The organism is Sphingobium amiense (assembly GCF_003967075.1).
GTDB lineage: Bacteria > Pseudomonadota > Alphaproteobacteria > Sphingomonadales > Sphingomonadaceae > Sphingobium > Sphingobium amiense.
Map to the genome: position 1 here is coordinate 33,826 of NZ_AP018666.1, position 13,365 is coordinate 47,190.

A 13,365-nucleotide genomic window follows, 5' to 3' on the forward strand; every position below is an offset into this window, starting at 1 on the left:
AGGGGATCGGGCTCTTGGGATTAGCACACCCTACGCACCTGAAGGTGCATGAGTTCCGTTGTTTCACAACGGGTTAGCGCGGAAGGAAAGGAGACTACGTTGTAGTACGAGCTGGTGGGCGGGCAAAAACGGCGGAAATCAGCCATTCGCGCGTAGTCTGTGAGACTACGGCCTGCTGGTCCATGACGATCAACTTGCCGGAACCGGGTCGCTCGGCTATAAATAGAGCCATTCTTCAGTCCCCACCAGCCTCCCTGCTAGGAGGTTGGTCTTGGCTACCAGTTACCGGCATTACAACGTCCGCCTGGAGCGCGCCCAATGGGACCGCCTCAGCGTGATCGCCGCCGAACAGAAATTGAGCGTCGCCGACGTCATCCGGTCGGCCCTCAATGTCTTCCTTTCATCCTCCGACGTGCTGACCGCGAGCCAGCGCCGCCTGGCCCGGATCAGCGAGTTCCAGCAGCTCGTGCTCGACGTCATTCTGCGCGAGCAATATCCTGAGCTTCGCGACCGCCTCGTTGCCGAAACCGACAAGCGCCTGGTGCAATATCATGGCGCGTGAGGACATCCGCTCGAACGGGAAAAACATCCCGCTGACCCACCACTCTGCGCGCGGCCGCGTGCAGCGAAACTCGGGCAATTTCACCCGCGGCTCACAGCTTCTCACCCACGAGATGCTGATGTGGTTTTCGGGCGCGCGGCTGCCCATCATGGTCTGGTTCTTCGCCTTCCTCGCGGCCTGGTTCGTCATCCTCTCGATCCGCCTCGACGAGCACGGATTCCAGCTCGTCTGCATGAAGATCTATTCGGCGCTCTGGAACTGGGTCGACCTCAATCCCAACAAGCGCGTCAACGTCACCCTGCCCAATGGCGAGATCTACAAAACGGTCATGCCCGTGGTGCCCTATATCCCGGCCGTGCAGCAGGCCTGGGAGACCACCATCCGGGCGCTGATCGGCTCGATCCTCGTCTCGGTTTTCGTGGTCGCGCCACTCACCATCTGGTTCGTCGACATCTCGCGCAGGCGTGGGCGTTCGATCCTTCAGGAACGCCATGAGCGCGGCGCCATGCTGGTCGATCGCGCCGTGCTGGTCTCCGAAATCGCGCAGCACAATGCGGAAAAATTCGCGGAGGACGCGCGCGAGTTCTTCCCCGGCCGCTCGTCCGCCGCCGTGCTCAAATTGCCGTTCGCGACACGGAAGGCGGGCGGCATCCACCATCCCTATACGCTCGCCGGCATCCCCTATCCGCACCGCCTCGAGCAGTCCCATTCCATGCTGATCGGCACCACCGGCGCGGGCAAGACCACCGAGCTCAGGAGTCTGGTCAGCCAGATGCGCCAGCGCCAGGACAGCGCCGTGATCTTCGATCTCACCGGCGCCTATGTCGAAGCCTTCTACGATCCCATGCGCGACACGATCCTGAACCCGATGGACCAGCGCTGCCCGGCCTGGTCGATCTTCAACGACTGCTCGACCTACAGCCATTTCACGTCGGCCGCCGCGGCGCTCATTCCCTCCGATGGCGGCTCGTCCGAGCCCTTCTGGGCGCTCGCGGCCCGCACCCTGTTCATCGAGATGTGCGTCCGGCTTCAGGAGCGCGGCCAGACCACCAACCTGGCGCTCGCCGAGAACCTGATGACCGCCGATTTGAAGCGGGTGCATCGCTTCCTCGCGAACACCATCGCCGACCCGCTGACCGCCCCGGAAGCGGCCCGCATGGCGGAATCGATCCGCGCCGTCTTCAACACCAATGCGCAGGTCCTGCGTTTCCTGCCCGACGAAGGAGAGCCGTTCTCGATCCGGCACTGGATGACCACCGAGCGCGCGCCCGGATCGATCCTGTTCGTCACCTCCGACTACGACGATCTGGAGATGAACCGGCCGCTGCTGACGCTCTGGATGAACATCGCCATCACCAGCCTCATGACGCTGCCGCGCACGCGCAGCTTGCGGACCTGGTTCATGTTCGATGAGGTCGGCGCGCTGCACCGCCTGCCTGCGATCGAGAAGGGCCTGCAGACCGCGCGGAACTTCGGCGGCGCAATGATCCTGGGGCTCCACAGCTTCCAGAAGCTCGTCGAGGTCTATGGCGAGGAAGGCGCGCGAAATCTCGCCTCGCTCGCCCGCTCCAAGCTCATCCTCGCGACCAGCGAGTTCAAGACCGCCGAGGAGTGCTCGCAGTACATCGGCAACCGCGAAGTGCGGCAGATGGATGAGGCCTATAGCTACGGCTACAACAACAATCGCGACGCCTCGACCCTGACTCCGCGCAAGCAGGTCGAGCCCCTCGTGATCCCCGACGACATCACCAACCTGCCCTCGATGCACGGGTTCGTGAAATTCCCCGACGGTTTCCCGGCCGCGCGCATCCTTCTCGAATGGAAGAACTACCCCATCGTGGCGCCGGGCTTCCTGAAGCGTCCCGTGATGCAGCCCGTCCGGTCCAAGCGCGGGGAGGAGATTTTCGACGAGGAGGGCGGTGAGGCCGGCGGCAGGGACGGCGCCGTCCAGATCGTGGATGAGGTGGTCGAGCCAACCAATCTTGCGAAGGAAATGGCGGCGCGGATCCTGCAGTCGCCGAGCGAGGACCAGGCCGCCGAAACCCATCGTACCGCCCCGCGTAGCGATGACCGGCCGGTGCCCCCGCAGGCGAAGGGAGCGGGCGGCGGCAAGGAGGACGGCGCGCGCGGCAGGGACGCCCAGCAGGAGACCGGCCAGCGGCCCGCCGACGACCGGCGCGGACCGTCACCGCAGGCGCCGCAAGTCGAGGATCAGACCCTCATCGAACTGCGTCAGGGCTTCGCCGCGGGCCGTGACCAGGACGATCTCGACATGGGGATCTGATCCATGCTCTCGGTCGCCGCCGTCCGTTCCGCATCAGGCGCCGCGAACTATTTCGCGAAGGACGACTTCAAGGACAATTACTACACGGCCGATGGCTCCTCCGAGGTCAGTGCCTGGGGCGGGGCAGGGGCCGAAGCCCTCGCGCTTGAAGGCGAAGTCAGCCGCGAAAGCTTCGAGCAGATTCTGAGCGGCGTCCTGCCGAGCGGAGAGGGCGTCGCCCAGGTCGAAAACCGGCGCAACGGTGTCGACCTCACCTTCTCCGCGCCCAAGTCCGTGTCGGTCATGGCCTATGTCGCCGGCGACAAGCGGGTGCTCGCCGCCAACATGGTCGCGGTCCAGAAAACCATGGCCTGGGTCGAGAAGAATCTCGCCGAAGGGCGCAAGGACGTCGAGGGTCGCAAGGTGCCGGTGCCGACCGGCAAGCTCGTCTATGCGCTGTTCCAGCACGACACCAGTCGCGCGCTCGATCCGCAGGCCCATGTCCACTCCGTCATCGCCAATCTGACCCAGATGCCCGACGGCAAATGGCAGGCGCTGCACGCCGACAAGATCTGGTCGAATAACGCGGTCGTCGGGGCGATCTACCACGCCTACCTGCGCGCCGGGCTGGAGAAGCTCGGCTACCAGGTCGAGCTCAAGGGCAAGCACGGCACGTTCGAGATCATGGGCGTGCCCAAGGCGATCATCGATGCCTTCAGCCAACGGCGCGAGGCGATCCTCGAGAAGGCGGCCGAGCTCGGCATCGTCTCGGCCAAGGGGCGCGACGGCGTGACCACCACCACCCGCGATCCCAAGCTCAATGTCGAGGACCGCGACGGGCTCCTCAAAGGATGGATCGACAAGGCGGCGGAGCTCGGGTTCGACGGCAAAGGACTGCTCGCCTCGGCGCTGGCCCGGGCAGGGCAGGGCGCCGCCGACAACAAGCTGGAGCGGGGCTTCCGGGCGGTCACCGACGCGATCGCCGGCGCGCGCGATCTCATCGGCGGCTTCCTTCGCTCGCCCGATCCGCTGATCGACAGCGGCCTTGCCCGCGCCACCAAATCGCCGGCCGTCGCCCGGACGCAATTGGCGGTAGCCTCGGCCGTCCGCATCCTCGCCGAACGCGAGGCGGCGTTCGACGTCAACAAGCTCTCCAAGACCGCGCTGGACCTCGGCCTGAAGGGCGTCACCATCGAGACGGTCGAGCACCGGATCGAGCAGCTCTACGACAACCGCCAGCTAATCCCCGGTGTCGCCCGCGCCGGCGACAAGGGCGTCCGGATGGTGACCACCCAGGAGGCGCTGCGCACCGAGGAAGCCGTTCTCAAGGCGGTCGATGCGGGCGTGGGCAAGGCGGTGCCGATACTCCCCGCGCAGGATGGGCCCGCCCGCCTGCAGGAGGTCGCCGATCGCCCGCTCAATGCGGGGCAGCTCGCAGCCGCGACCCTGATCCTCTCCTCCGAAGATCGGACCGTGACTGTCCAGGGCGTCGCCGGCGCCGGGAAGTCGACCATGCTGCAGGCGGTTGCCCGGATCGCGGAAGGCGAAGGCAAGGATGTGCTGGGCCTGGCCTTCCAGAACAAGATGGTCGCCGACCTCGCCGAAGGGGCCGGGATCAAGAGCCAGACGATCGCCTCGTTCGTGCTCGCCAACGAGCGCTACCTGACCGAGCGCGATACGCCGCGCTACGAGGAGGCGCGCGAGCGGCTCGGCGGCGCGATGCTGGTCGTGGACGAGACCTCGATGGTCTCCAGCGCCGACATGCTGAAGCTTCACAGCATCGTCGAGGCGCTCGGCATCGACAAGCTCGTGCTGGTTGGCGATCGCCAGCAGCTCTCCTCGATCGACGCCGGCAAGTCCTTCGCGATGATCCAGGCCGCCGGCGGCACGATGGCCCGAATGGACGAGAATATCCGTCAGCGGACCGACACGCTGCGCACCGTCGCCGCGCTCGCCAATGTCGGTAAGGCGGGCGAGGCGATGAAGGTGCTGGGCGATAACGTCCACGAAAGCGCGAACCCGCCCGAAGAGGCCGCCGACAGGTGGCTCGCGCTGGGGGCGGACGACCGTGCCGCGACCCAGGTGTTTGCGTCTGGCCGGGAGTCCCGCGCCATCATCAACCAGCGCATCCAGGACGGCCTTGCCGCCGAGGGCACCGTGCGGGGCGAGGGCATCCATCTCATCGTCTATGACCGCGTGAACCTGACCCGCGAGGAGCTTCGCTACGCCGCCAGCTATCGGCCCGGCCTCACCCTCGATGTCGGCCGCGGCGGCGCGCAGGACGTCGGGCTCGCGCAGGGACGCTATGACGTCTCCAGGGTGCTGCCCTCGGGCAAGGTCGAACTGGTCGATGGGCGCCGCAAGATTCGCTTCGACCCGCAGCGCCTCTCGCCCACCGAAAAGCGGGACCGGCTCGAACTCACCGAGAAGAAGGATCTGCATGTCCGCGAGGGGGATCGCATCCGCTGGACCGCGAACGACAAGCCGCGCGACCTGCACAACGCGGCGCTCGCCCGGATCATCTCGGCCGATGCCTCGGGCATCACCGTCGAGACGGCGGGCAATCAGACCCTGACATTGGCGCCGGGCGATCCGATGCTCTCGCGTTTGGACCTCGCCTACGCGCTCAACATGCACATGGCGCAGGGCATCACCACCGACAAGGCGATCACGGTCATGGACAGCCATGAGCGCAACCTGTCGAACCAGCGCCTGTTCAATGTGGGCGTGACGCGGGTGCGCGACGAACTCACCATGATCGTGGACGATAAGGAAAAGCTCGAACGCCAGCTCGACCACAATGCCGGCAACAAGACCTCGGCCCTAGAGACGGTCGGCCGCCTCGATATCGACGGCAAGAAGGGCGGCGCCAAGCCGGTGAAGTTCGATCCCGGCCCGATCGACGGGATCAACCTCGCGGATCAGCCGGACATCCTCGCCGATCTTCCCCCCCTTCCGGACGGGCCGCTTGAGCCCGCAGCACCGATCAAGGGCGACGGCCTCAAGGCGCCCCCGGATCTCAAGCCCGAAAAGGCAGACCTGCTGCCGCCGCTGCCCGAGCGCAGCCTGGGCCTTGCTCTTTGATGACGAACGGTCGGCGCGGTGCCGGCTGAAAGCAAGGAGAGTGACGATGGCATGGGATTTTGACGAAGGCGGCAAGTTCGGCAGCGAGAAGGCCGCCGAGGACTATGCCCGGCGCAACGGCCTCAGCAATGCGGACTTCCGCACCCGGCGCAAGGGTGATGAGGTCGAGCTGGAGATCCGCCGCTCCGCCATCGACGGCCGAAACCTTCGTGACGCGGGCGAAGGCCGCAAGGGCGGTTGGTTTTGATCCGGACGTCGGCGGCCCGGACATTCGGCAGGAGGCGGCTGTCCAATGGGCATCGATGATCGCGACTATATGCGAGCGCGCCACAGACAGCGCGCCAACCGGACGAGATGGAACGAGGGTAGGGGGCGGATCGAGGCGGCCTGGCTTGATCCGCGCCACCAGCGATATCGCCGACAACCGTCTGCGGCGGCGATCGCTGTCCGTTTCGCCCTGCCGGTGCTGAGCCTGCTGCTGATCCTGATCCCATTCTATGGGGACGCGCAGCGTCATGGCTGGATTCCTGATCTCGAGCCGGCGCAGCCGTTTCCGGAGCGGGTCGGTTACGGTTGGGGCCAATGTTATCGGTCTGATCAAACGCAGCAATCTCACGATCGAGGCAGCCGATTCCAACACGGTGGTGCAATTGGTGGACCCGGATACGAACGCCCATGCACTGTCGATCTATGTTGCCGCCAATGACCGGGTGTCCCTGCCGGTGCCTGCGGGTACGTACCGGGTCCGCCTGATCGAGGGGCGGAAGTGGCACGGCGCGAGGCGCTATTTCGGGCCGAACACATCCTACGAGACGGTGGCCAGTCTGATAGAGTTCACGCCGACGATGGGTCACGTCATCGACCTGCATCGTCGGCCCGGCGGCAATCTGGAGACGCGGATGATGGGCTCTCGACCAGCGCCGCTTTGACCGGGGCGGCCCGCCCCACCAGAACCTAAGATGCCATCAATGACACTTTACCCCGAAACGCCTGGTAGAGTGTCATTGATGACAATCATTCGACGAGGGAAAGTGCGTCCATGATGCTTGGGCCAGGCAGGCATGTTAGCGAGGGCGACCACCATAACGACGAGAATCGCTACCTGAATGCCGCACCAAATCTTCTATTCCTGGCAAAGCGACACGGAGAACCGGATCGGTCGCGGCTTGATTCAGTGGGCGCTGGACCGCGCCATTCGAACCGTCAATGCGGACGCCGACGTTGATCCCGCCGATCGTGAGCTTCGCGCCGATCGCGACACTGTGAATGTGCCGGGCATGCCGCCGCTCGCGGACACCATCTTCGGAAAGATCGACCGGGCGGTCGCCTTCCTGTCCGACCTCACGCACGTTGCCACGCGCGCCAAGGGCCAGCTCTCGCCCAACCCCAATGTCCTGCTCGAGCATGGCTGGGCGCTAAAATCGCGCGGGTGGGGCAGGATGATCGGCGTCATGAACACAGCGATGGGCCATCCCGACGAGCATCCTCTTCCGTTCGACCTCACCCATTTCAAACGGCCGATCCTCTTCCACTGTCCGGCCGACGCGACCGACGAGGAGCGCCAGGCGGCGCGGGCAGGGCTTCAGAAGGATCTGGAGAGCGCTCTTCGCCTGATTCTCGACGACGAGGTTCTTATGGCGGCTGCGCCGCCGGCCGAACCTCACCCTCATGATGTTGAGCTGTTGCAGCGGTATCGCCAGCAAATCCCGGAGCTGCTGCGCCAGTTCCTGCGCGAGCATAATTTCGGGACGCCCTATCCGCGCAAGGCACTCGATCCCCTCGATGATATGGCTGCTACCTGGGCGGGCGCTGCCTTCGATTTCGAGGACACCGCGCTACAGGAGGCCGCCATGGCGCTTCGCGCGGCGAACACCTCTCTCATGGAGCTGGTCTATGAGCGCATCCATGTGATGGACCGGAACCCCAACATGGTCTGGCCGAAGACCGACTATGACGTGCGGCACGGCACGCAGCAGGTCACCCTGGATGCGATCCGGGAACTCAATGCGCGCGCCGGAACGCTGATCGGCGCGATAGATGCGTTCGAGAAGGTTGGGCGCTCCCGAATTCGTGTCGCGCCGCCGGCGCCAACGGCGCCGCAGGTGGATCCCCGCTGGGAGGCCGCGCGGACCGCGATTTCAGAGCTGGCGGCGGACCGGATGCGAGGAGGGCTTCCCGAGATCGTCGCCATGCCCAGCATGACGCTGCGCATTGTGCCGCTCGCTGCGATGGATCGGCCGGCTCTCGATCCAAAGACCGTCCTCGCTGCGGCGCTCCGCTTTCCGCCTGACAGCCAGGTCCGGGTTCAGTCAGATTCGGATGAGCGCCAATGGTGGAGCTATGGCCTGCCGCTCATTCAGACCGAAAATAACCCGGAGACCCGGTGGCGCACGCGCCTTGTTCGACCCGGCCTGATTGAATTCGAGGCGATGATCGGCGCCCGGATCGACGATGATCCCGAGATCCTGGTGAATGGTCGCGAGCTGGAAGCATCGATCGCCGCCCATCTCGAGCGTCTTGCCGCCGTGCTCGCCGACGTGGGCCTGGCCGGTTCCGGCCTCGTTTCCATCGCATTCCGGGGAGTGGAAGACGTCCAGTTGACGCGCGCCCGCGGTGGCGGTCGCAAGATCCGAAAGCCCGAGCTGTTCCTGCCTGAGCTTCAGGTGACCGATCTAGCCGCGCCGATGCAGCCGCAGCTGCAGGAGCAATTCAATATCCGCTGGCAGGCGTCGGGCTGGGCCGACGGCTCGCCGTCGTTCGACTGACCGGGTGCGCGCTGTGGAGCTCAAGCCCCCGTCACCGGAAGAGGGAGATGCCGGTCTTCAGGCGTTCCGTGAGGCAGCCAAGCTCCATGAGGATACGTTGCGCAGCCGGATGTCCCGCGAATTCTATCGAAAGGACCTGGCAAAGTGGCAGAAACTCTACGCGACGCTCGCAGGGAAACGCGCGGCAGGCTCGGCAACGGCCGTTCATTTCACTCGACTATCGGCGCTCTGCGGTGAGCTGCTGACAGAATATGGACCGGAGGCGCCGCCCAAGAAGCGGGTGCCCAAGGCGGTGGAGCCGGTGCCGTTGAGCTATCCCGACTTCCCCGACGACATTACCCATCGCATTCACTTCCTCGAAGGGCCGGGGATCCGGCGGCAACGCGCCGTTAAGCTTTCCGTCCATGCGCCGGGCATCTTCCGGCAGATCTCGGCGCGTGGCCGCGTCCTGCTCTCGATCGGGGTCCGTCAGGATCAGGTCCGGCTGTTCGAGCGCATCGTTGAAGCTATCGGCGATCTCGCCATGGCTGATTACGCCGCCGCGGGATTCGACATCGGCTATGTGATGCGGCCCGATGGAATCGCCCAAGGTCAGTCCTGGACGCCCAATCCCCTCGATCCAGCCTTGCCGACTGCCCGCGTATGGGAAGACAATCAACGGGCCCGGAGTTACGGATTGCAGGCACGCCTGCTTGGCGACCAATGGCGTGGCGCTGACGGCACCGGCCTCCCAGGTGATCTTCCGGATGTCGATGGCGAACCTTGGGATCCCGATCCGCATTGGCAGCGCGTTCTTGAACTCACACAGGCTGATCGGCTCGACGAGGCACTTACGCTGGTCGAGGCGGTGCCCGGCCGCGATCGTGAGCCTCTGTTCGACGAGGTCATCTATCTCAGATTCCTGACAGGATCGCCGCTGCGCGCGCAGGATATTCGCGTACTGGCGCGCAAACATGCGGAATCATCGCTCATTGCGGGGCGTCTGCTGGAGGAATTCGAGGCATTCCTGGGCCATCTCGATGCGCAATTCACGCTGGAGCCGCCTGTCCTGGAGGAAATGATCAGGCTTCGGCCGGATTTCGGGTCGACCATGATACCGCCCATGCCGCCCGCTTCGGATTGGGCCGCCTATCGGCGTCATATGGCGCAGTTCACGAACCACGGTGCGCGGCGCGGCCGGATTTTCTCCATCAACATCGGGGCCGCCGACACCGGGGCATCCGCGTTCTTTGCGACCGCCATGGTCGCTGCCGAAGAGGCGTTCCGCCGCGAGAGGTCGATTCCCGAGATCGGACGGGGCTGGGTGTCCGAGGTGGCGCTGCTCGATCTGGTTCGAACCCTATGGCCCTCCGCGGTCCATCAATGGCGCCCGGCGTTCCTCGGCATGCAGTCCGTCGATATCCATGTGCCGGAGCTGGGCCTCGCCATCGAGTATCAGGGGCAGCAGCACTACGCGCCCGTGACGCTCTTCGGCGGCGAAGAGGGGTTCAAGCTCACGCAATTCCGCGACGAGAAAAAGCGCGCGCTGCTGGCTCGCCACGGTGTGCGGCTCCTTGAATGGCGCTTTGATGTTCGGATCACCAGGGCAGAGCTGATCGCTCAGATGGCGGCGATGGAAATCCAGATCCCGGACTAGACGGCAAGCCTCTTCTGCCTCGGGCCGCCGTTTATTTCCTCGACGATGAAGGTGCGGGCCGGCGGTGTTTCGAGAAGGTCGATCTCTGGGAGCAGGTGGTCGAGCCATTGCATGCGTTGCCGGCGCAGGATGATGGCATCGTGTCGATCCTGATAGTGGCTGACTTCAGGATTGGCCGCGACGGTGATGACCCGGAAGGACAGGGGCCACTCTGCCATGGCCGGCTCCCAGATCGCCGCGAGATAGAAGAAATTGCCGTCTTCGAGCCGCACCCGATACTGCTTGCCGCCGCTAACGGTCATGTGGAATTCCGAGGCGGGCACCAGACAGCGCTGGCTGGGGAAGATCTGGCCCTCCGAGCGCACGAAGCGGAAGGAGGCCCCGCCGCTGAAGCGTGGATTGGAGCCCCACCGGGCCTCGACCATTTCCATTTCTTGCATATCGTCCGGATTTCGCCGGATGATGGGCAAGAGCTTTTCGAGGGGGGCCTCGGAGTCGAACGGTGTTGGCGTCGCCATGACAAGAACATATATAGAACGACGATGAGTCGCAAGGACCAGTGGAACGGATGACCGATGTGCAATGATTATCGCCTGGAGGTCGATATCGCCTCGATCGTTGAGGATTTCGACGACCTCAAGATCAAGATCAAAATGCCCGAAGGGACGCCCAATGTCGCGGCCCGCGCAGACATCAACATCAGCGACGTCGCGCCTATCGTGCGCAGCGGCGAGGGCAGGGGATCGGGCGAGCTCGTCAATCGGCGATGGAGCTGGCCTGGCCAGAATGGGCGGCCGGTCTATAATTTCCGCTCCGAGGGCCGCGAGTTCACTTCGCACCGCTGCCTCATTCCGGCCGACGGTTTCTATGAGTTCACGGCGCCGCTCGAACCGGGCCAGAAGCGCAAGACAAAATGGCTGTTCACGATGAAGGACCATCCCTGGTTCTGCATCGCCGGCATCTGGCGATCGCATCCGGAAATCGGCGAGGCGTTCACCATGCTGACGATGGAGCCCGGCGAGGATGTCGCGCCCTATCATTCCCGTCAGATCATCCCGCTACCGCGCGACCGGTGGGCCGACTGGCTTGATCCCTCAGTACCAGCAGAGGAGGTGCTTGGCCTCCTGCCGAAGGGCAGCCTCCTGCCGCTGCAGGTCTATCCACCGGCCGCGGCGCAAGCGTCGCTGCTTTGAGGTCTCAGGCCGCCGGGGGCTCGACATCCGGCGGGTTCATATAGACCCTGAATCCAGCAAGATCCTCGTCGCTCGGATTCTCCATCTCGGGGATATAGCGGATCGTCTCAGCCATATCGCGCCGCGTAACATAGTCGATGATCGAGCCACCGTTGGAGAGCTCATATTGCATCGATCCGCAATGGCGATCGACGGTGGCGAGCCCGGGCGCGAAGGCGATGGGCTTCTTGTTTCCCTTTTTGCTCACCTCATGCTTGGCGAGCGCAACGCGCAGGAATTCCAGCCTGGTGAAGCCCATTTCCGTCCGGCGTAGATCGATCCGCATCTGATCGACGAGTTCGGGTCGCTCCTGAGCATCGCGAAGCTGTTGGGCCCGCAGCTCCCTATCGTAATGCCGGTAGCCGAGATCGCGTTCGAGGTTGGTGGCCTTGAGATTGATCCCGCCATTCTCCGCGAGCTTGATGACCTCCTCGCACCGTTGGCGCCAGGTGCGGAGCAGTTCGTAGGCCGCATAGATCCACATGGGTGTCAGGGCCGACAGCTGCGCCATCCGGCCGCGCGGCGGTTCGTCGTCGAGCTGATGCTCAAGGATCTCCTGCTCGATGTGATTGAGCATGTTGTCGACCAGGCACAGCTGGCTCGCCTGCATCCTCAAAAATGGATTCTCGCCGAACCCTGCCAGGGTCATCAGGGCTTCGTAGAGTTCGGCCTGTCCGATCTCAGCCACCGGACGATATCGAGGCTCGTCATCCACCTCGTCGGGATAGGGTTCGTAGTCCACGGTCAGTCCTTTCGCGCCGGCCGTGATCGCGCCGGTCCGGGGGTGATAGTGCTCACGAGACCTTCTCCCGGAGCCAGGACGACAGCCCTGCGTCGAGGACCATTCGCGCGAGGCGCTGCGGCCCGAGTAGGATTACCCCGTCCGGGCCTTCATTCTCTGGGATGTTGCCGGTGTGCCATACGAAGAACATGCGATCATAGGCCTCCGCTTCGGCCAGCCGGCCGACATAGTCGTCGAGAGCTGCCCGAGTGGCTTGAGATTTCACTTGCACGAAGGCGCGTTCGGCAGTGCTCGGAAGCACGAGTTCGAGGTCGATCGTTTTCTGGGTCCGGCCGACCTGGCTGAGCCGGCGCCATCCGCTACTCGAGAAGACCAGATCAACCAGCAGTTCGAAATCCTGCCAGGTCAGCAGTCGCATCAGGGGAATGATCGCCGCTGTGAGGGCGCGTTCCGCCTCTTCCGCCGCTGCGACCTCCGGTGACAGCTCATCGCTCAACCGGCGCAGCAGATAGTCGGCCGCGCGCACGTCGCAGATCGTCCCGCGGAACATCTGGACCTTGAGCAGTCGCCCGGACAGCCGGTCAGCCGTCAACAGACTGCCGCCGACCGACGTGCTGTGCCAGCCATCCAGGGTCGCGCGGCGATGGCTGTTGTCGGGCAGGATCTCGATCTCGCCGACCGGCCGACACCAATAGAGCAAGCCGCCGACGAAGGTGATGAAGATGGTATCCTCGTCGCTCTCGTAAAATGCCCGGATTTGCTTCACATCGCGAGTTGCAGCGCCGGCGTCCCCTCGACGATCCTTCATCGCGTCCCAAACGCCGGGCCAGTCGCCTGCCACGCAAAGGTCGTGCGGCACTTCGCGGTAGCCAAAGCGCAGCACGCCGTCGCGGATGCTCTCCGTCTCCCAGTCACCGCCCCGGCCCAGCTTGATGTAAAAGACGTTCGCCGCCGTAACTGCGGTCATGGAATCCCCCGTTATAAGCAGGGCAATTCCGATCAGCCCGCCCGCATCGCAAGCTATACCTTCATCGTAGAAAAGATATTGAAGAGCTTGCCCTGATCGGGCGGCGGGCAGCAA

At 64.5% G+C, this 13,365-nt stretch carries 12 protein-coding genes; 8 read left to right on the forward strand and 4 right to left on the reverse strand.

Features of this window, described 5'->3' with window-relative positions; all coding sequences use genetic code 11:
* The first annotated feature begins 271 nt into the window (after positions 1–271).
* The 5 genes from SAMIE_RS21580 (at position 272) to SAMIE_RS23875 (ending at position 6,838) form a co-directional block, all read left to right on the forward strand.
* Entirely contained in the window at positions 272–562 is a 291-nt protein-coding gene (locus SAMIE_RS21580; protein WP_030090597.1) for a hypothetical protein, read from the forward strand.
* Positions 552–2,846: a type IV secretion system DNA-binding domain-containing protein gene (locus SAMIE_RS21585; protein WP_030090598.1), complete on the forward strand. Its 2,295-nt coding sequence runs from the start codon at positions 552–554 to the stop codon at positions 2,844–2,846. The genes SAMIE_RS21580 and SAMIE_RS21585 overlap by 11 nt, the downstream gene beginning before the upstream one ends.
* Before the next feature lie 3 nt (positions 2,847–2,849).
* A complete protein-coding gene (gene mobF, locus SAMIE_RS21590) occupies positions 2,850–5,909 on the forward strand; it encodes a MobF family relaxase (protein ID WP_066703415.1) in 3,060 nt (1,019 codons plus the stop codon).
* 46 nt (positions 5,910–5,955) lie between these two features.
* Entirely contained in the window at positions 5,956–6,156 is a 201-nt protein-coding gene (locus SAMIE_RS21595) for a hypothetical protein (protein WP_066703418.1), read from the forward strand.
* 268 nt (positions 6,157–6,424) lie between these two features.
* On the forward strand, positions 6,425–6,838 hold the full coding sequence (locus SAMIE_RS23875) for a hypothetical protein (protein WP_228227682.1): 414 nt from the start codon (positions 6,425–6,427) through the stop codon (positions 6,836–6,838).
* Positions 6,839–6,973: 135 nt separating this feature from the next.
* On the opposite strand, the gene SAMIE_RS21605 is transcribed toward SAMIE_RS23875, so the two are convergent.
* Positions 6,974–7,315, reverse strand: coding sequence for a hypothetical protein (locus SAMIE_RS21605; RefSeq protein ID WP_126516959.1), 342 nt, complete (start codon positions 7,313–7,315; stop codon positions 6,974–6,976).
* A 33-nt stretch (positions 7,316–7,348) separates the two neighbouring features.
* Here SAMIE_RS21605 and SAMIE_RS21610 point away from each other — a divergent pair, with 33 nt between their 5' ends.
* Positions 7,349–8,674: a hypothetical protein gene (locus tag SAMIE_RS21610; RefSeq protein WP_126516960.1), complete on the forward strand. Its 1,326-nt coding sequence runs from the start codon at positions 7,349–7,351 to the stop codon at positions 8,672–8,674.
* 109 nt (positions 8,675–8,783) lie between these two features.
* Complete coding sequence (locus SAMIE_RS21615; RefSeq protein ID WP_066703424.1) at positions 8,784–10,310, forward strand: hypothetical protein; 1,527 nt, start codon at positions 8,784–8,786, stop codon at positions 10,308–10,310.
* Here SAMIE_RS21615 and SAMIE_RS21620 read toward each other — a convergent pair.
* Complete coding sequence (locus SAMIE_RS21620; protein ID WP_066969933.1) at positions 10,307–10,828, reverse strand: SOS response-associated peptidase family protein; 522 nt, start codon at positions 10,826–10,828, stop codon at positions 10,307–10,309. The two genes, SAMIE_RS21615 and SAMIE_RS21620, sit on opposite strands and share 4 nt — an antisense overlap.
* Before the next feature lie 57 nt (positions 10,829–10,885).
* On the opposite strand from SAMIE_RS21620, the gene SAMIE_RS21625 reads away from it, so the two are divergent.
* Positions 10,886–11,503, forward strand: coding sequence for an SOS response-associated peptidase (locus SAMIE_RS21625; protein ID WP_066703426.1), 618 nt, complete (start codon positions 10,886–10,888; stop codon positions 11,501–11,503).
* Positions 11,504–11,507: 4 nt separating this feature from the next.
* Here the strand turns inward: SAMIE_RS21625 and SAMIE_RS21630 are convergent, their stop codons facing one another.
* Entirely contained in the window at positions 11,508–12,284 is a 777-nt protein-coding gene (locus SAMIE_RS21630) for a hypothetical protein (protein ID WP_066703428.1), read from the reverse strand.
* 52 nt (positions 12,285–12,336) lie between these two features.
* Positions 12,337–13,365, reverse strand: coding sequence for a hypothetical protein (locus SAMIE_RS21635; protein WP_233423699.1), 1,029 nt, complete (start codon positions 13,363–13,365; stop codon positions 12,337–12,339).

Bases quoted from the DNA above. Each gene is read 5' to 3' on its own strand.
- SAMIE_RS23875 (WP_228227682.1), top strand. From the start codon at position 6,425: ATGGCTGGATTCCTGATCTCGAGCCGGCGCAGCCGTTTCCGGAGCGGG.
- SAMIE_RS21610 (WP_126516960.1), top strand. From the start codon at position 7,349: ATGATCGGCGTCATGAACACAGCGATGGGCCATCCCGACGAGCATCCT.
- SAMIE_RS21595 (WP_066703418.1), top strand. From the start codon at position 5,956: ATGGCATGGGATTTTGACGAAGGCGGCAAGTTCGGCAGCGAGAAGGCC.
- SAMIE_RS21615 (WP_066703424.1), top strand. From the start codon at position 8,784: ATGTCCCGCGAATTCTATCGAAAGGACCTGGCAAAGTGGCAGAAACTC.
- mobF (WP_066703415.1), top strand. From the start codon at position 2,850: ATGCTCTCGGTCGCCGCCGTCCGTTCCGCATCAGGCGCCGCGAACTAT.
- SAMIE_RS21625 (WP_066703426.1), top strand. From the start codon at position 10,886: ATGTGCAATGATTATCGCCTGGAGGTCGATATCGCCTCGATCGTTGAG.
- SAMIE_RS21605 (WP_126516959.1), bottom strand. From the start codon at position 7,315: ATGCTCGAGCAGGACATTGGGGTTGGGCGAGAGCTGGCCCTTGGCGCG.
- SAMIE_RS21620 (WP_066969933.1), bottom strand. From the start codon at position 10,828: ATGGCGACGCCAACACCGTTCGACTCCGAGGCCCCCCTCGAAAAGCTC.
- SAMIE_RS21585 (WP_030090598.1), top strand. From the start codon at position 552: ATGGCGCGTGAGGACATCCGCTCGAACGGGAAAAACATCCCGCTGACC.